The sequence below is a fragment of the Natronosalvus vescus genome (genome assembly GCF_023973145.1).
GTDB classification, from domain to species: domain Archaea; phylum Halobacteriota; class Halobacteria; order Halobacteriales; family Natrialbaceae; genus Natronosalvus; species Natronosalvus vescus.
The window spans coordinates 2,423,924-2,440,995 of record NZ_CP099546.1 but is presented as its reverse complement, the minus strand read 5'-3'; the positions used below and the strand labels follow the sequence as shown (position 1 = coordinate 2,440,995).

The following is a 17,072-nucleotide window of genomic DNA, read 5'->3' as shown; positions in this document are numbered from 1 at the left end:
TTACACCTTCGCCCAGCCACGTTTTCCGGGCTGGTCGTGGCGACCATCGTGTTGTTCGTTAATCATTTCTCGAACGGCCGAACGGATAGCTTCGCTCCGATTTGGAAACTCGCCAGTCTCGACCAGCTGTTCGACTTCCTCGATCTGCTGTTTCGGTATTCGCAGTGTCACACGCTCCATTGTTGTATTCCCCTTGTTAGGTAAGACGGCGCGCGCCCCTGTCAGACGCAACGCGTCTTACACACAAAACCAGCCAGGGTATGGCGGTTTTAGGGTGGTTCCCACCCGGTGTAAGACAATCGTCTTACGCGACTGAAGCCAACAGGCTATTGCATAATAAAACTATCGGAGCAAGTGACTGTTTTCGTCTTACGACTATCGCGATCGTATGACAGTCACGGCTGATTCGAGTCGAGCACGTCTGCTGCGGGTGTTCGCCGGCCGCAGCCGGGACAGAACGCCCAGTCCGAGCGTACTTCGTCCCCGCAGTCACAGAACACGCGATGCGTGGCCTTTTCCCCGCAGTTCGGGCAGAAGACGTGATCTGACGCGAGGCCGGTTCCACACTGTCCACACGTACGCGACTGCGCCTGACTCTGCTCGGACGTATTACGTGCTGGTGACGCCCGTGGGTCGGCCGCCGTTCGATCGTCACTCGCGCGGGCGGAGGAGATCGTACCATCGCCCTCGAGGGAGATGGTGACGTTGACGTCCTGGCCGTTGGCCTGTGGCGTCGGTTGCTCCCCCAGTCTGTTCGCTATCAGGGTATCGATCCGTTCCGTGAGCATGGCGTCGAGACTCTCACCGGCAGTCTCGTTCGCCGAACGTACCTCCACGTCGCCCGTCGCGTGTTCGTCCAGGTACGTTCGCAGTGCCTCGCGCATGACCTCGCTCTTGGAGGCGTCGAACGCCTCGAGTTCGTCGACGAGGTCGTCGTCTGCGCGGAACGTGATCTTTCCCATACCGTTACCGACCATATTATTACGCATCCTATATGAAACTTCCCTCGGGCCTGACTCGAGTCTCTCACGGGGCAAATAATAACCCTTATACCGGCTTCGTCTGCTACCTATGAGTGACCGCTCTTAGCTCAGCCTGGTAGAGCAGTCGACTGTAGATCGACTTGCCCCCCGTTCAAATCGGGGAGAGCGGACTTCCTATCCAGCCGTTTTGTAGCAGAGAGGAATTCCTATGTATACGGAGGTAATGCGACCTCTACCGGCAGATTCACTTTTGCGCGAACAGGGGCGAAAAGTGGATTTGAACGTGAAACAAGTCGCGGGTCGCTTCCCTCACGTAAAATTAGGAGTGGAAATCCGAGGTGGTCATCGTGGCAGTAAGCCACTGGTCGCCCTCGAGCGGATCGACCTGCCGTCACTGTGGAGCCCACGTAACCACCCAGTTCACTCGGGTGTTCGGTGACGATCGCGACCGCGCCCACCGCTGTGGCGAGTGCGATTCCTACCGACGGCTGTCCCGCGGGAGCGGAGCGGGTGTCGACGTCGCGATTCCCGATCCAGAGACGTCGCCCGGTCGTCACGGGGGTGAGTCGCCTTGAGTCGCGCCGGACTGTCCCGCTACGGGATCATGCCGCCCACAGTGGTGCGCGAACCCGCTCGAGACGTCGACGGCATCCCGATCTGCGCTGAATGTGGTCATCCCGTCCCGAAGACGAAAGGATCTCAGCGCATTGCGAAGCCCGACCTCGTCAACGTTCGGCTGGCCGTCGCTTTCGACGAGCTGGTGACGTTCGGCTGGGAGTGTGATCGTCATCCGTACCCGATCGTGATGCCGTTGAGAATCCACGGCGAAGGTGGGAATGGGTTCGTCGACGGTTGGCGAGGTGTCGAGGTACGTTTCTCAGACGGACACGTTCGCCACGTTGCAACGCCGGAACGGGAGGTGAGCGAGCGTGTCGAGTGAGCAAGCCAGCTTGGTGGACTTTGGGCCGGATCTCTCGCCACTCACCGACGCAGAACGCGAAGCGTACGTCGCCTGTCGCGAGAACGACGTCGGCGTTCGCGAGTTCGCTCGCCGAACCGACCGAAGGCCCGGCACGATCGGGAACCTACTCGCGCGTGCTGAAGCCCGCCTCGAGGACGGAGGTGGGATTGCGTGAACGAAAACGATCACTGCACGGGCGGCACTGTTCAACGCTTCACAATCCAATCATGGTCACAATTAGTGCATTTGAGCGCTATTTTCCCTCCTTTTTCAAGTAGGGTGCTACAATTCTCCTCGCCACAATCCGGACAGAGGATACTTTCCACAACATCTGTTTCCGAGGACTGTTCGATTATAATGACTGTGCCAACATTAGTAGGGTCTGGTAAGGCCCTACCTAAGAGTTGGACACTACACACGGGTAATGATCGATCCAACGGGGGTCGATCCCAGTGAGCCGTCTCGTCGAAAACAACGAGTGTGAACGCTGTGATGAACCCGTTGATGGGCTCCGTCGCCTCTGTACAGACTGTATTCGAGACGTTCGCCGTGCTCGAGGTGGGCCGCTGTGAGCGTCGACAATCCGGTTGGGCCGGAAGACTACAGCAACGTCACCGGTACATGTCAGGAGACGTTCCCCGAGCCAGTTGCGCACGGCGCGGGTGTCATGAACAATTTCGCCGACCTCGAGCGACGCGATCGGGGAAAGCCAGCTGGCGAACGCGGCACCCTGTATGCTCGAGCGTTGGACTACTGGCGAGAGAACGTTGGGAGCCCGGAGAACGAGCCACACGTTGCCGTGGACGACTTCGAGGCCGACTGGTTGCCCGAAGGTGACTACGCGCTCGAACTCACGTCCTCACGCTGGAAGGCCGGTACCGGCCACGGAGACGATTACAGAGCGTTCTACGAACAGCACATCAAGCTTCGAGAGTGGGGTGTAGACGACAACGGCGAGCCAACGCTTCGAAAGCCCGCGATAGCGTTGCACGTCGAGATCATGCCCCAGTATAAGGACATGGTGTACAAATCGGGTGATCCGCTCGAGTGCCCCCACGGCGAGGGAACCCGCGTGATCGGGTGGACGACGTGGGCTGAAGATCCATTCCAAATCGAGAACCGCATGTACGATGCACTCCGGGAAATCTACGGTGACGACGCTCTCGACCTGGATAGCCGTGTTTTTGACTCTCGTCGAATGGCGAAAGCCGAAGCACATATTCGGTTCAGCCTCGAGAAGAAGGCCGCCGCCGTCGAGACGATCGACCAGTCCAAGCAGCTCATCGACTGGGGTGGCGAGTCCGAGATCGACGCTCGACAGCGCCGCGTGAAAGAAGGCTGGCTCGAGGCGATCGTCGAGAGCGATCGGTGGAACCTGCTGGGGTTCGATCCGCAACGATACAGCACCGAGCTCAAAATCTACCAGATCGAAGACTGGCACGAGCGTCCGCGGAGCGATCCGTTCGCCCATCCGAAGCTCGAGGCGTCGTTTTCGGGTGTCGACCGCGGAAAGCTACCTCACATTCACGACTGGGATGAGGTAATGGATCACCTGCGTACGGTCGTCGCGACGCATGCGCAATGGGCCGGAATCCGCCGGTCTGACCTCGTGGGCGACGACTACTTTGATGGGCCGGTTGCCGCGCCGTTCAGCTTCGAGCGGCCGACAGGCCGCCGACAGATGCTTCGACGTCGGTACGAGGATCTGGCTACAGAGATCTACCGCGAGGCGCTGAAAGAGTCGACGACGTCCGTCTACGACATCCTCCGGGTGATCAGCGAGGAGACCGGCGCGAGTTACGACTGCCTCGAGGAGCGCACTGGGCTGGCGAGGTCGACGATCCGCTACCACGTTGCCCGGCTGTCCGAGGCCGGTGTCGTGAAGCGGCTCGGGAATCCCGTCCTGGTGGTATTCGTGAGCCAGGCTGTCCTCGAGCGGGCTCGTGAGATCGTTCGCGAAGTCCGTCCCGACGACATGGCCGAAGACATGAACGAGCGGGCGGACGAGCGCCGTGAGCGCCGCGAGGAGCAACAGGAGCACTCGGGTGAGGATTCGGACGCACCCGACGAGGAAGCCGCCAGGGACGCCAGCAACGGTGGTGAGATCGGCTTCATGTACCTCATGGAACTGAGTGCGTCGCTCGCGGACATCGCCCAGGAGTACGACCGGCAGCGGCTCGACGATCGCGACATCCGCGTTCGGGCTGATCCGCTACCAGATCGACTCCGGTAGGCCCGGAACCACCCTGGGTTTGCCCGGTCGATAGCTACAGCATTCGGTCTCTGTCCTTCTTTTCACCCGTTTTTGACAGTAGTTCTTACATTCCAATCAAACACATTGTGTTTCTGGTAGCAATTTCACTTACACCAAGGTGTATACGAACGGTGAGCGCCGAAAATCGGCCAGTTTTCGCCGTCTCGGGGCACGAGGAAGACCGTGAATAGCGGGGTTGTGGGTTGCGAATACGGGCGTTTCAGCGGTTGTCCCGCCCACCGCCATTGTCAAGCACCCCTACGGTAAGTGCCCCTAAGGGGGCAGGGTAATCTTGCGGCGCGCAGAACGCGCGCCGCGCTCGAGGTTTGGTCAATCGGCTGGAAACGGACGGCTCATACCCCCAGTCGCTAGTGTTGGTACCTCGCTAGGCATGATTGCCGAATTGTCCTACGAGGGTTTATCAGTAAAGGGGCGGCCAAAAGCAGCTATCATGCGTCATCCACAAGACGACTTGCTCATTGTACAGGCTCTGGTTGAACTTGCTCGAAAGAATAAGAGAACCCCGACAGAAAGCCACGCAATCGAATTGGCTACCGAGATCGCGAATCAGCACGGCCTTTCTCCCTATGAAGTACTAACCCAACTCGAGGAGCGAAAATACGCTCATTACTGGGGATAGTTACTTCTGCTAAGATTTTTCATCCTAAGACAATGCTGTGATTCACGGAGGATGTGAAAGGTGGTTTTATTCGATATTAGTTCTCTTTTAGTCACATGTCCGAAAGAAATAGAAATCGGGATGAATACGTTGAACGGTTTTGGGAACAGGCACTCAAGGAAACAGGAAAGACTTTCCAAAAGCAAACTGATGCCCTTCAAAATAAAAGAAGCACGTTGCTGAGTCTGATCAGGTATCATTTTATTGTATTTGGTTTTGCGATTACACTCTTCACGACCGGAATCGTCGAAGAAGAACCATATGCCGCTCTTTTCTTGTCCGCTGTTTGTATTATGTCTATTTTCATGGTTTCTCTGACCATCCATATTCACAACAACACTGGGATTTATTACACAGGATTAAAACTCAGAGAATATGAGATGATTGTTGAATCTAAAGACAATTATCACAACTCTCTCAAAGAATTAGCATCTGAGCAAATGAATATGACCGACAAAAACCGAAAGGGGATGGTAAAGTGCAATAAATACATTTACTTTAATTGGCTCGTGCTATTTTTAGGAATTGGAGTCATTGTAGGGTTAATACTACCGTGATTTACTAAGTATTCACTTCCCATTAACCGTTAGTGCTCGAAAACAGGGATTTGTCAAAAAACATACCTCAATGGGATTTTCGCCTGCTGAGTATCGCGGTGATCGCCGCCTCCGTGCCATCGGAGTAACGGGAGACTCGAGGCCTTGCACATCCTGTCTTTGACGATCGTCAGTCCCGAGCGCCCATGTGGCCGATAGACGACGAAACAGTACCAGCCGTCCGCTCTCCGAAGCCGGTCGTGGTACGCTTTGTAGACTTTGAAATTTCCCGGTTGCCCATCGCTGTGCTCGAGCATCGTACTCTTAATCTCCACCGGAGTCCCATTCCCAAACTTCGCGTCGTGCCAGCTCGAGCGCTCGAGTTCGAACCGTCGCTTCCTGGCCATCCGCTTCTCGCAGATCGTGCCGAAGTGGTTCGCTCGCTTCGAGCGATTCACGGACACCACGCGCATCGCGCGCCGATATATAGAAACTCCTCCGCCCGTCTCGACGACCGCCCATCGGTCGCTTCGCTCCGTCCAGGAGCGAGCGATGGGCGTGGGCCTCGAGTAAAGGGGAGTCGGTATCCGTATCCAGCCATCCACCGCGGCGCGGTCATGCGATAACCTCGTTCACTTTGGAAATGGCATCGAGGTGCTTGCCGTCATCTCGGTACTCGCGCCAGCGAGATCCCACCCAGCCGTGACTGTAGGGGACGAACTGGGCGGTTTCACGGTTCGTCATTCCCTCTTCCTTACAGCGAATGACCGTCCACAGCGCGGTGAGACGAGCGGCCTCGTCGGCGTTCATCTCGTCGGTTTCGTCACCGTAGCGCGACCAGCTCCAATCGCTGGCTTCCTTGGTGTTGTACCGGAAGTCCGTCGGCGGGATGCCCTCAATCTCGCCCTCGATGCCGGCGAGTTTGGCGTTGCTAATCGAGTCCGCGATGATCGCTTTCTTCTGGCTCACCTTCTTGACGATCGTGCCGACGCGCCAGAGCATCGGATGGATCGACCGTTCGCCGTGAGCGATGTAGATCAGCGCGCCACCGTACTTGCGGATCTTGTACACCAGCGGTGCCATCTTCATCCGAGTTTCGTAGCCTTGCTTGCCCTGGCCACTGGCCGAGCTGGAGAATTCATCACCGATGAACAGCTTCGGGCGCTGGCTGTGCTCGAGCGGGTCGCCGTCCTGTTCGACCCATTCCATCAGGGTGCCGTAGTCTGGAATCCAGCCGTCCTGGACGTCGCCGTCGTCGTCGACCCAGCGGTTCTTCTCCTCGAGGGACTGGATGTTCGTCCCCAGGAGCGAGTCCGACCGGTTCAGATCCCGCCAGCGCTGTGCGAGCAAACAGGCGAAATCGGTCTTTCCCGCGCCCATTTCGCCCAGGACGACGACAACCGGCGCGGGGCCGTCGATGAGGTTGTCTACTTTCCCGATCGCCTTCATGCCCGAGACGTCCGCCCGTTGGGAGGTGTCGCCGACCATGTGCTTGATTGTCGGCATATCGCCGTTCTCGAGTGCCTGGCGGAAGGTTTCAGTTCCCTCCACCATGCGGATGTCGCGGTGTTTCTGGAGGTCTTTACACTGACCGGGCATCTTGTCGGGGCGGTCGGCCTCGAGCGGATCGTAGTGAATCGCCCGGATCGACAGCGCCCTCGAGACCATTTCATCGCGGATGATACCGCCGTGGTCGTGGATCTCGCGGTTTTCCCGGTCACTGTAGCCCTCCTGGTGTTCGCGCGCCTGTGCAGTCGTGTAGAGTGCCTGCTGGTCGGCTCCGTTGTTGTCGGTCATGATTCAGACCACCTCCATTCGCTGTCGTCCTCGTGGCCGATGCACAGCGGCGGGTTCTCCATCCGGCGTTGTTTCGCCAACGTCGACGCGAAGAGTGCCGCCGTATAGGTTCGGCCTCGAGCGCGTGTCTGTACCTCGTCAAAGACGAAAAGCGGGGGCGGATCGATCGTTACGTCTCGAAGCTTCCCGTCGTGGATGTATCTCATGAGTTCGTCCCTCCGTCAGTTGCGGCCTCCTGGGAGGCCTCGAGCGTGATCCCTTCCGGGTTCGCGGCGGGATCGTAGTCGAATGCGTAGTCGTCGACGTCGCGAATCTCGTCGCTATCCCATTTGTCGGCCTCCGATCGGGCGGCCTCGAAGCGCTCTTTCACGCTGCTTTTCGCGCCCATAAGCCCCCGCTCGTCGGCCTCCGAATGGTAGTTGATCGTGTCGTTCTCGATCTCGACGCCCATCTTGCTGATCCGACCGCGCAGTTTGTTGAGCGCGATCGAGTCCTCGATCAGGTCGCCGTGGATGTCCTCGAGCATCGCCTTCAGAGTGACGAGCTTCGAGTCGGCCATATTCGACTGGTAACAGCCGCTCACAATCAGATCCTCCGTATCCTCGTGGTAAGTGAACTCGCGGACTTCGAACGCCTCGCCGTCGTTGACGACGTAGGGAGACGGCCCCTCGACCGTCTTGTTCGCCCACACCTCCGGTTCGACGTAGTACTTCTCACGGATGTCCTCGACGCCATTGATGTGGTGGCAGGCCACCATTCGTCGATTTCGGAGCTTTCGAGCGCCGGTGATGAACAGCGCCAGCAGCGGCGGCCCCAGGAGTAAGAGCGCGGCGAACCAGCCGAAGACGATCGGCGGGATACCGGGAACCGATGGCCGTATCCAGATGAGTGCAGCACCCAGCGAGACCATCACCCCGAGTGCGATTAACTGGCCTTCAGCGAGGACGTACGTGATCCGGTCTGCCGTCGATCCGAAGGTGCCGCTCGTGTCGGTCATGCCTCGATCACCCCGCTATCCTCCGAGCGGACGACGTACCAGCTCCCGAGTCCGGCGAGGGAAACGGTCATGATGACGCCCGAGAACAGTCCGGACTCACCGCCGAAGTGACGGAACGGGTTCTGTTCGACCATCCCGGTGGAGACGATCGCGCCAGTTCCCTGGCTGAGTGATTGTCTGGTGGCGACGGCGACCGCCGCACCGTCCCGATCGGCGACCGCGAACGTGATCGTGTTCTCGCCTTCCTCGAGGCGTACCTCGTCGTAGTTGAACGACGACGTGCCTTCCTCGAACGTGCCTGCTTCCGTGAGGGAGACGCGAGTGGTTTCGTCGGCCTCGATCGTGAGGGTGAACCGACCGCTGGTGTAGCTCCAGTCCGTGATCCGCGTTTCGGTGTCGATCGCCTGGTGATAGTCGTCGGTCGCCTCGAGTTCGTCCTCGACGACGGATTCGTTCGCCGTGGCGTTCTCCTCGGCGACGACCGCGCCCATACTGCCCATGCCCATCGCCAGCAGTACCGCTATCGCTGTGGCGAAAATGAAAATGCGTTTCATGGCTATCGAGTCCAGGGGAGGAGGTCAGTCACGAACGATACCACCAGGAGGACAACGCCGGTGATTATCCCGAGTCCGAGGAGGCCGCTGCCGAAGTCGGAACCGAAGCCGAACGAGGGGAAGCCAATACCTGAGCCGTCATCATCAGACTCAACATTGACTGTCAACGTGGTGTCTCCTTCACGTGTTTCTTGCTCCTGTTCGTAAGCAGCAAGTAGGGCATCGATGATGTCGTCAGTGTCATCGTCCGGTTCAAACAATCCACGTTCGGGGAACGTGAGTTCGTCATCCGGCCCGTCAAGATGTACTTCGGTGATTTTGAAGTTCCTGTCAATGTAGAACGTCGATACGTCTCCGACATTCACATTTGTATCATCGAGCATTGGATCATCAGTTTCAATGTCTGTGATCTCCAGCGCTCCGTGTATCTCGCCAGTGAGTTCGTTCGGGTCGATCACGTCACCGACCGGAATGCTCGGATCATCATCACCGTCTGCGGTTGGATTCGTCCAGAACAGTTTACCGACTGCCGTCACACCACCGAGGTCGATAGTCGTCGGGTAATCAGCCTCGGGTATTCCGACCGCCCGGTAATATCCCGCGTAGTGTTGCCATGTGGGGTCTTCCTCTTCCTCAGCTGCTTTTATGATTGCTGACCCGCTGGTTACTTCCTCAGCAGTGATCTCGCCATCCGCGGCGAGGTCATAGAGATTGTCCACCATCGTAGCGATGTTGCCCGTTTCAGTGGTGTAGGTCTCCATGATCGCGTGATGAGCCTCAACAAACTGCCTCGAATCGAGCAGTGCTACGTTTCCGATCGGATCATCACCAGGCTCTCTTTCAGCGACGTGAATCCCATAGTGTGCCGGGTATAGCCAGTCGTCATCGAATGAATCGTTTAGCGGTCGGGGGATGTCTTGGTCGCCGTGTAGGATTTCGTAATTGTGTTCAGGGAGCCAGAAGTTACGGTCGTCACCGGCATACGTTCCTTCCAGCCATCGGCTCGAGGACAGGTCGGCGGTCGGGAGGAAGTTAACGGTGGCGTTGAGGTCGTCGCCAGAGTTCTCTCCGCCCCACAGGCCCGGAACCGACACTTCGTCATTGTTTGGGAGAACGAGCTTTATTCCGAGTGGGAAGTCCCATGTGTCCCCCCAACCGTAATCATGGAACTCGGCGTGTTCATCGAGATCGGTGTCTGGGTCGTCATATTCTTCCTCTTGTCGAGAGAGGTATTCTTCCATGACGCCCGCCCAAACGTCTGCCGAACTAAGCGGGAGGTTGCCCCAATCCAGCGACTCAGAGATTATCGAGCCGTCTTCTAAGTTTATCGACTGTGACCGGAACACGTCGTTGAAATTGATGTCTCCCGTATCGTCGTCATACGCCCATTTAATCCGGCGCATCGCCCCCAGGTAGTCTACCGTCCAGTAGTTGAACAGATTCAGGAGCAAGTTCGATACCTCGTCCTCGAGAACCTCGAGCACAATCTGCTCCGTCGTCGGCTTATCGTTATCAGGGGCCGCCTCAACCAGCGCGTTCGCCATGTCGAGCCGGAGATAGTAGGGAAGCATCTCGGCGTCATTTTCAATCGACCCGATGAAGGAATTCCTCCGGATCTCCAACTCTAACGCCGTCGCGTGCAACTGATCCCACAACGCAGTACCGTTGGTGGTTGCAGCCCGACGAGGAAGCCAGCCGAGGTTCCCGAGGAGAACCTGCATACCACCGACAGTGAATGGCGAAGCGTCCGACCAGTCATCACCATCCTCCTCTGCCGTTACAGCTCCAGATCCGAGAGCGGTCATTGCCACCCCCGCAACCATTGCATTCCGCATGAACCGACGGCGGTCGAGTGTTACCCCCTGTTGAAACTCGATGGGCCGTGGGCTATGGGCATGGGCTTCAGGGTCGCCGCCGCGATCGTCACTCTCCGACATCACTCACCTCCGCGGACGCGAGCCGCCGCGCCCGCTACCGCCAGCGCGAGAACCGCCACCCCGACACCGAAGCCGGGCTGGGCGTCACCGCCGCCGACGATCACGCCGCCGATCAGTCCGCCCTCGAGTTCGACGGTATCGACCTGTTCCTCGTCACCTTCGACAACCAGGCGGTATTCCGTATCGTACTCGAGTTCCGGGTAGTCCTCGAAATAGACGTCCTCGACGATTCGCTCAGTTTCCTGGCCGTCGACAGTGAACGAGTTTGCCGCCGTGGCGTTCGTGCCACTCTCGTTGAACTCGGTTTCGTTGTAGAACGTCGCTTCAACCGTCGCAACGTCCGTTTCGCTGTCGTTGAAGTCGTCGGAGAACTCCACCGCCAGCGTGAGCGGATCGGTCTCGCTATCGACCTCGACCGTCTCGTTCATCAGCTCCTCGAGGCCGTCGGCAGCGCCGAGGCCGACCAGGAGGCCAGCGCCGAGCACCGCCACGATCACCGCGAGCGAGAGCACCCGGCCAGCCGTGGGCGTGGGCCGCATTTAGATCACCCCCAGGGCCATCACCGCACTGAGACCGATCGAGATCGCCGAGGCCGTAACGATGTAGCCGGTGATCGTCGAATCGTACCACTCCGCTTTCGAACCGTTGTATTGTAGGAATTGCATTGGTGAACCTCGTTTATTTGTAGGCGATAAGGTAGAACGCCGCCGCGTTCAGGAGCACGATGAACCAGCCGACGTACCACATGGTGCTGACCACGTGATTCACTGCTGGCACGAGCGCCGACAGGATGTTGAGGATCACCGCCAGGAGCAACACGACCGTCTCCACGTCGGTGTAGTCCTCGATCGTCGTCTGGCCGTTGGTGATCCACGCCGTCCCGAGCGTCAGCATCGAGACGATGAACGCGTAGGTGATCGTGGTGCCGTGAGCGCTGTAGAGCGCCGCATCCATCCCGATGTTGAACGGGGCGTTCAGCGCGATCGTGACCACGCCGACCATCGAGACCGATGCAAGTACGAACAGCGGCGCAAGCACGCTGTCGATCAAATCAATACCATCCTCGCGCCTGACGGCGGAGGGTACCATGTTCGCAGGTAGGCTAAGTGCCATACCCGCGAACCGCCACCCCCATCTGTCGAAAAACTCCGTATTCCCTTGGCGGAACCTCGGGTATCCCTTGGCAAACCAGACTGTCAGCAAGCTTTATACCAAGGCGGGTTGCCCGCCATCCATGGCACTGAACAAATTACGCCAGCTCGATCAGAACTCAGCCGGTGTTACGCTCCCGAAAGACGATCTTCGAATTGAGGGACTACTTGGCGAAAACGGCGAACTCGAGGGAGAATATCACGCGCACATTTGCCACGTTGACGAGGGAAAGTGGACTGTCGAACTCGTCGACGGCATCTTTGAGGAGTAAATTTGTTCTATTTGAGGTTGAACCTACATTGAATGTCGGCCAGATTCTAAACTCAGTGAAGTATATGTGGCCATAGAGTCATATTGCCCAAAATGAGGAGTTACTGGGCTGAGATCGAAGCTTCGTACAGGAGGTATCTTGAGAGTTACCCTACGGAGGGAATGCTTGGCACTGAAAAGCGGCCCTACCCTTTTCAAGGAGTTGTAAATAGCAGTGGAGAAGGATTTATTGGTTACAATCAGGGAGATTTGGAAAGAGAATGTCTCATTTCTAATAGAGAGGATCTTCCAGAAGTGAGTGGATTATCGATAGAGGATCTTGGTCGTCTCCCTATTGAACTTGTTCGGCTTATGAAAATACAACGTACACCAGATCACGATGCAGTGTGGAAAGAAGCTGCATTTGTTATTAAAGAGGTGACTCAAGAAGATGATCCGGTCTACGAAGAACTCGTTGAAAATGTAGAATTACTTGTTCGTGCGATCCTCGCCGATCCATGGGGTTCCATCGGTGGAGAGTTTGGTTGGAACGAGAGATCAAATCAAGAGTTTGTCCTGAACAATGCGTCTCTTTTGGCACGCTATATGGCTTTTCCAACGTTGGAAGGGATAGTGAAAAGCCTTTGCCGGAAAGATATCGAGAAAAACGGAACAGTTCGACCAGGTCGAGTTATTTTGGGGTACGGATCTATAGATCATTATTCGGGAAATGAACAGTGTAACAATATTGGTCATCTACTTTGGCATCTTGAACAGGATGCAGCTGATGAGCCGCTTAGTTCTCGAATGCAACAGTTCCGTGAAGCATACGCGGAGTTTTTCAGCAATGTCCCATCAAATCGTGTCTATGGACATTTAGCAAAGAATCGAAATACAGTATTACACGGCGAAAAACGAGCTCAAGCTGAATTTGGTATGTTGCTTAACTTAATCTCGCTTATCATCTTCAACATCGACTCTGTTCCAGAGGAAAGGAGAACTACACCAGAATAAGGATTTAATAGTTGTAATGAATTATCAATTTCACCATATTCTCCCAAATGTTCAGAGCCAGTCAACTTTTTCACGTTCCCGCTGCTGAGCCTTCGGCGAGTACGTCCCACGGTAGTGCTCGAGAAACGTTTCGAGATCGTTCCACCCACCCCAGTCGATCACCAAGAGCGGGTCGACGTCGTTGCTCGCGAGCGAGGTCGCCCACGTCCGCCGGAGATCGTGCATCCCGAGATACAGCCAGCCGTCGTCGCCGGTCTCCTGGTGGAGTTCTCCAGCGGTCTGACTGAGCCAGCGCCGGAGCGATCTGGTGGACGAGATCTCGAGCAACGGCTGATCAGTCGACGCATCCCGTACGTCGGCCACTGTCCGAATCGTCGTCGCCAGGTCACGTGGAACGGGCGTCTCGCGGAACTTGTCGCCTTTCCCGTGCCAGACACGAAGCATCGTTCCGGCGTCAGTGTCGACGACGTCTTCCGGTGAGACGTCGAGAATTTCGTGAGACCGGAGCCCACAGCGAGCACCCAGTGAGTAAGCCAGTCGCTGTTGGGTGTTGGAAGCGGTCTCGAGGAGCTGTGCAACTTCGGTCTGGCTGAGCCAGACTTTCATGTCGTCGCGGTTGCGATGTTGCTGAAGATTCATGTCCGGGTTGCGAGTAATGCGGACGGCAACCCGGTGGATAGTGAGTGTTTTGGTGGGATGACCGACCCGATCGGGCCGGTTTACGTCCGAGATTCGGGTGTTATCGGACAAAGAATCCGATGACATCCATCTCTCAGTATAGCCGCTTATGTAATATATTTGGATGTACTAAATCACCATCTTATGAAAGCTATTTCACATTTAGTGGTGGAGTGTGATCTATGGCATCAAATGCCAACATGGCTCGACGATCATTGTTACTCGCAATTGGTGGTGGCGTTGTGGGAGCAACAAGCGTCGGTTCTGCCCAAGATCGTGGAAGAGCATCGGATCGAGACACCACTTCCGAAGGAGGAGTTGTAATCCAATACGAATCCTGTTTTACAGTACACATCCGCGGCAGGCCACACGATGTCTTTCAGGTTCAACTCAGTTTCGTGTTCTTGGAAGATGGTCTCATTGGTACAGGATTTTATACGATTGACGAACCTAACCTTCCACTGACGATTAAAGCTGAGGAAACCGCGTATGGTGAATACGACCCATACATATCGGGTGTTGGAGTTTTTGATCATGATCTCCAACCGATTAATAGTGCAAGTCCACCTCCCGGCTGGAACTGCTTGGACGAGCTTTCGTAGTGTGATATCACTATTTAATTTGAGCGTAACGTAAATCTGAGCTACCGAACCCAACGAATCGAGAATATTGTTTGGCTTGTTTCACCCAGACAGAGACGTTTAATCGTCCGAGATTTAGACGTTATCGGACAAAGAATATAAAAAGTGGATTAGCTAGGTGTTTTCTTATTCCTCACCTACATCATTCCGAGTGGTATAATCACTGAGCGTTGAAGATGTGCCATCACTTTCCCAATTGAAGGAAATAGTTTTACCTTCGGCGGTAAGATCTGGATCCTCTGCTCCACCTTCAGTTCGGTCAAAGACCAAGGTATTTCCAGCACTCATTTCTTCGTCGGTTAATCCATCAGCATCAACTAAACCATTAGTACTCTTCTCCATATTAAGATCGCTTTCAGAGAAATCACCTCCTATATTGATATCCGATAGTTCAATGTTGTCCCCGCCAGTGTGTGTAATAGCTATATAGTAATCATCTTCATCTTCGTATTCGTCCCATTCAAACTGTGTGGTTGGTGCCGTTTGACCAGCACTTCCACCCAGATCCAGGACAAATGCTGCGATAACAGCAGCTAAAATTACAGTGATAGCCACCATCAATATGACACCTATCACAGGTGAAACCGCTCGTTCCTCTTCGTCGCCAATGAGTTTTTGACTTAATTTCATATATTTTGGTTTTAATCGTTAAGTGTAGCCAAAGTCTGTGAGCTGCTTCCAGATTCCCACACAATTCGAATCTCATTATCGCCTGGATCCTCAGCTAGGTTGTGTGAATCTCCCGCGGATACAGGATCACCATTATCCCATGATTCGTCTTTGTCATCATATACGACGGACAACTCATCAGGATCAATAGAATCACCACCAGTATGGGTTACAGTTTGATCCCCATCAAACTCAAAATTTGCAGTCGGTGCTGATTCTCCTGCTGAACTACCAAGATCCAATACAAACGCCGCAATCACTGCAGCCAGAATCACGGTGATCGCGACCATCAGGATAACCCCGATGACCGGCGATACCGCCCGGCTGGACGATTCGTCTTCGGTTTCGAATTTGCTTTCCATACGCATAGTATTTCACAGCACCTGTGAACGATGAGAACCCTTATTGTGTGGAGGCCGAATCCTCCAAGCGACGGATGGGGTCGGGGGATGCTACCGCACCAACCTCCACCGTCAGTTTCTCACGTACACATCGGATGCTGATAGTCGAACCTCAGGCCTGTATAATAAAGGCTATGGCTAGGTCTAAAGAAATGACTGTCACCACAACTGAACCACTTTCAAAACTGATAATCAGCCACCCATAGAAGTCTTACAGCGGTGCCTTGAAGCCACCACGTCCATCGATTTCCGAAATCGTCGCCGGAAACCCAAATCGTGATACCCACTGCCCCACCTACTCCTACCAATGAGTGATCGCGTGTTCGTCACCGATCGAGAACTCGCGCGCACCTTCGACGGCGGCAGCTATCCTAACGCCTGGGAAGCCGTCCAACAGTACCGCGAGGCCACCAGATACTCCTCGAGACACGATGTCGGGTCAGGTGCCACGGCATCGGCCCTCGAGCTACCACGCTCTCGCCTTCGAACCTGGATCGACGACGGTGGCAAACCCGACGTCGTCCGCTGTATCGACCGCGCTCGAGCAAACGGCTGGCTCGATCTCACCTACGACGATCCGGTTTTCAACGGCTTGAACGCACTCGTCGCCGACGTATTCTCCGGCGGTTCGATCGCCAAAGAGACCTACAGCCCATCGTTCACCATCAACCACCGCGGCGAGGATTCTCACGTCTTCGACGCCCTCGACCTGGTCGGCGTAGAATACAAAATCATCCGCGAAACCGAACAGGGCCGGGCGACGGAAGCCCGCCCATCAGCCCACGGAACCGTTCTCGGGCGCGTGCTGGTTACGCTCGGGGCACCGCTCGGCCCAAAAGCTGAACAACGCCTCGAGTTGCCCGGCTACCTCGACGGTGCCCCTGACGATGTGAAACGGCTGTTCGTCGTCTGCTACCTCGAAAATCGAGCACGAGAGTTCGAAACGAAAGCCACGCTCCAGGTACACGAAAATCGGAACAGATCCTACCACGAACAGATGGCATCGTTGATCGCCGACGTCACCGGCGAACGGGTGACCGCCGAAGATCGCGGCTTCACTATTTCTGCAGCTGCTGCTCGAGAACTTGGTACCGTTCGGTAGCTACTCGAGGTCGTCGGCCTCGAGGTCGCCCGCTATCCACGCCCGTCCTTTGTCCGAGATCTCGTAGTACCCACCCTCGCCGACGCGCTGAATCAGCCCGTGTGCCTCCAACTCGTTTAGCCGCTGGCGAACGGTCGAATACCCAATTTTGTGGCCGTGGCGGTTGAGATTCTTGTACAACGGCTTTGCCGGAAGCTCGAGATCGTGTTCAGCGAGGAACTCGAGGATCAGTCCGTCTTTCAAACTCATCCACTCGGGCCTGGGACGCATTCAGTCCGTCCATCCCACTCAGACGGTTTAACTCCGGTCGTTTCGCTGATAGTGTGATTCATATGAGCTATATTAGTAGCGTAAATACGCTAACCTATAAGTGGATGTGGTGTCTCGAGGGGAGCAACGGACGCCAGACGAACCCGCCGCTGGCTGGTCGGGTTCCTGAAAAGCTGCGAACCCGGTGTTTGGGCCACC

The 17,072-nt window shown here is 56.0% G+C and carries 24 protein-coding genes and 1 tRNA gene; 10 read left to right on the top strand and 15 right to left on the bottom strand.

The features are described 5' to 3' along the window. Both NGM68_RS11685 and NGM68_RS11680 read right to left on the bottom strand, forming a co-directional pair. Nucleotides 1-180, bottom strand: coding sequence for a ribbon-helix-helix domain-containing protein (locus NGM68_RS11685; protein ID WP_252698302.1), 180 nt, complete (start codon nucleotides 178-180; stop codon nucleotides 1-3). Between the two features lie 215 nt (nucleotides 181-395). Beyond that, nucleotides 396-962 carry a double zinc ribbon domain-containing protein gene (locus NGM68_RS11680; RefSeq protein WP_252698301.1) on the bottom strand — a complete coding sequence of 189 codons (567 nt, stop codon included), beginning with the start codon at nucleotides 960-962 and terminating at the stop codon, nucleotides 396-398. A 117-nt stretch (nucleotides 963-1,079) separates the two neighbouring features. Here NGM68_RS11680 and NGM68_RS11675 point away from each other — a divergent pair. From NGM68_RS11675 to NGM68_RS11650, 6 genes are all read left to right on the top strand, one after another. Then, nucleotides 1,080-1,153, top strand: a tRNA-Tyr gene (locus tag NGM68_RS11675). A gap of 168 nt (nucleotides 1,154-1,321) precedes the next feature. Next, nucleotides 1,322-1,558, top strand: a complete 237-nt coding sequence (locus NGM68_RS11670) for a DUF7563 family protein (RefSeq protein WP_252698300.1) — start codon at nucleotides 1,322-1,324, stop codon at nucleotides 1,556-1,558. After that, entirely contained in the window at nucleotides 1,555-1,923 is a 369-nt protein-coding gene (locus NGM68_RS11665) for a hypothetical protein (protein WP_252698299.1), read from the top strand. The genes NGM68_RS11670 and NGM68_RS11665 overlap by 4 nt, the downstream gene beginning before the upstream one ends. Continuing rightward, a complete protein-coding gene (locus NGM68_RS11660; RefSeq protein ID WP_252698298.1) occupies nucleotides 1,913-2,119 on the top strand; it encodes a sigma-70 region 4 domain-containing protein in 207 nt (68 codons plus the stop codon). The genes NGM68_RS11665 and NGM68_RS11660 overlap by 11 nt, the downstream gene beginning before the upstream one ends. A gap of 393 nt (nucleotides 2,120-2,512) precedes the next feature. Beyond that, a complete protein-coding gene (locus NGM68_RS11655) occupies nucleotides 2,513-4,177 on the top strand; it encodes a DUF7845 domain-containing protein (protein ID WP_425493565.1) in 1,665 nt (554 codons plus the stop codon). 756 nt (nucleotides 4,178-4,933) lie between these two features. Then, nucleotides 4,934-5,434 carry a hypothetical protein gene (locus NGM68_RS11650; RefSeq protein WP_252698297.1) on the top strand — a complete coding sequence of 167 codons (501 nt, stop codon included), beginning with the start codon at nucleotides 4,934-4,936 and terminating at the stop codon, nucleotides 5,432-5,434. A 53-nt stretch (nucleotides 5,435-5,487) separates the two neighbouring features. On the opposite strand, the gene NGM68_RS11645 is transcribed toward NGM68_RS11650, so the two are convergent. The 9 genes from NGM68_RS11645 to NGM68_RS11610 form a co-directional block, all read right to left on the bottom strand. After that, entirely contained in the window at nucleotides 5,488-5,871 is a 384-nt protein-coding gene (locus NGM68_RS11645) for a PD-(D/E)XK family putative nuclease (RefSeq protein ID WP_252701420.1), read from the bottom strand. Between the two features lie 157 nt (nucleotides 5,872-6,028). Beyond that, entirely contained in the window at nucleotides 6,029-7,210 is a 1,182-nt protein-coding gene (locus tag NGM68_RS11640) for a hypothetical protein (RefSeq protein WP_252698296.1), read from the bottom strand. Beyond that, a complete protein-coding gene (locus tag NGM68_RS11635) occupies nucleotides 7,207-7,416 on the bottom strand; it encodes a hypothetical protein (RefSeq protein WP_252698295.1) in 210 nt (69 codons plus the stop codon). Before NGM68_RS11635 ends, NGM68_RS11640 begins: the two co-directional genes overlap by 4 nt. Further along, on the bottom strand, nucleotides 7,413-8,207 hold the full coding sequence (locus tag NGM68_RS11630) for a hypothetical protein (RefSeq protein WP_252698294.1): 795 nt from the start codon (nucleotides 8,205-8,207) through the stop codon (nucleotides 7,413-7,415). The genes NGM68_RS11635 and NGM68_RS11630 overlap by 4 nt, the downstream gene beginning before the upstream one ends. Beyond that, nucleotides 8,204-8,761: a DUF8063 family protein gene (locus NGM68_RS11625; protein ID WP_252698293.1), complete on the bottom strand. Its 558-nt coding sequence runs from the start codon at nucleotides 8,759-8,761 to the stop codon at nucleotides 8,204-8,206. Before NGM68_RS11625 ends, NGM68_RS11630 begins: the two co-directional genes overlap by 4 nt. 2 nt (nucleotides 8,762-8,763) lie before the next feature. After that, a complete protein-coding gene (locus tag NGM68_RS11620) occupies nucleotides 8,764-10,698 on the bottom strand; it encodes an Env/VP5 family phage fusion protein (RefSeq protein WP_252698292.1) in 1,935 nt (644 codons plus the stop codon). Beyond that, entirely contained in the window at nucleotides 10,698-11,237 is a 540-nt protein-coding gene (locus NGM68_RS11615; protein ID WP_252698291.1) for a hypothetical protein, read from the bottom strand. The genes NGM68_RS11620 and NGM68_RS11615 overlap by 1 nt, the downstream gene beginning before the upstream one ends. Continuing rightward, on the bottom strand, nucleotides 11,238-11,363 hold the full coding sequence (locus NGM68_RS18200; protein ID WP_256469881.1) for a hypothetical protein: 126 nt from the start codon (nucleotides 11,361-11,363) through the stop codon (nucleotides 11,238-11,240). It lies immediately after the preceding gene. Between the two features lie 13 nt (nucleotides 11,364-11,376). Continuing rightward, nucleotides 11,377-11,811: a DUF8023 family protein gene (locus tag NGM68_RS11610; protein ID WP_252698290.1), complete on the bottom strand. Its 435-nt coding sequence runs from the start codon at nucleotides 11,809-11,811 to the stop codon at nucleotides 11,377-11,379. Nucleotides 11,812-11,932: 121 nt separating this feature from the next. Here NGM68_RS11610 and NGM68_RS11605 point away from each other — a divergent pair, with 121 nt between their 5' ends. Together NGM68_RS11605 and NGM68_RS11600 are read left to right on the top strand one after the other, a co-directional pair. Next, nucleotides 11,933-12,121 carry a DUF8053 family protein gene (locus NGM68_RS11605; RefSeq protein WP_252698289.1) on the top strand — a complete coding sequence of 63 codons (189 nt, stop codon included), beginning with the start codon at nucleotides 11,933-11,935 and terminating at the stop codon, nucleotides 12,119-12,121. A 161-nt stretch (nucleotides 12,122-12,282) separates the two neighbouring features. After that, nucleotides 12,283-13,113 carry a hypothetical protein gene (locus tag NGM68_RS11600; protein WP_252698288.1) on the top strand — a complete coding sequence of 277 codons (831 nt, stop codon included), beginning with the start codon at nucleotides 12,283-12,285 and terminating at the stop codon, nucleotides 13,111-13,113. Between the two features lie 51 nt (nucleotides 13,114-13,164). On the opposite strand, the gene NGM68_RS11595 is transcribed toward NGM68_RS11600, so the two are convergent. After that, a complete protein-coding gene (locus tag NGM68_RS11595; protein ID WP_252698287.1) occupies nucleotides 13,165-13,752 on the bottom strand; it encodes a tyrosine-type recombinase/integrase in 588 nt (195 codons plus the stop codon). Nucleotides 13,753-13,973: 221 nt separating this feature from the next. On the opposite strand from NGM68_RS11595, the gene NGM68_RS11590 reads away from it, so the two are divergent. After that, entirely contained in the window at nucleotides 13,974-14,393 is a 420-nt protein-coding gene (locus NGM68_RS11590; protein ID WP_252698286.1) for a hypothetical protein, read from the top strand. Nucleotides 14,394-14,558: 165 nt separating this feature from the next. Here NGM68_RS11590 and NGM68_RS11585 read toward each other — a convergent pair whose 3' ends face one another. Both NGM68_RS11585 and NGM68_RS11580 read right to left on the bottom strand, forming a co-directional pair. Continuing rightward, a complete protein-coding gene (locus NGM68_RS11585; RefSeq protein WP_252698285.1) occupies nucleotides 14,559-15,062 on the bottom strand; it encodes a type IV pilin domain-containing protein in 504 nt (167 codons plus the stop codon). Between the two features lie 11 nt (nucleotides 15,063-15,073). Beyond that, entirely contained in the window at nucleotides 15,074-15,469 is a 396-nt protein-coding gene (locus tag NGM68_RS11580; RefSeq protein ID WP_252698284.1) for a type IV pilin domain-containing protein, read from the bottom strand. Between the two features lie 340 nt (nucleotides 15,470-15,809). Between NGM68_RS11580 and NGM68_RS11575 the strand changes: the two genes are divergently transcribed. Beyond that, on the top strand, nucleotides 15,810-16,604 hold the full coding sequence (locus NGM68_RS11575; RefSeq protein WP_252698283.1) for a hypothetical protein: 795 nt from the start codon (nucleotides 15,810-15,812) through the stop codon (nucleotides 16,602-16,604). Here NGM68_RS11575 and NGM68_RS11570 read toward each other — a convergent pair whose 3' ends face one another. Then, nucleotides 16,605-16,853: a winged-helix domain-containing protein gene (locus NGM68_RS11570; protein ID WP_252698282.1), complete on the bottom strand. Its 249-nt coding sequence runs from the start codon at nucleotides 16,851-16,853 to the stop codon at nucleotides 16,605-16,607. Nucleotides 16,854-17,072 lie beyond the last annotated feature (219 nt).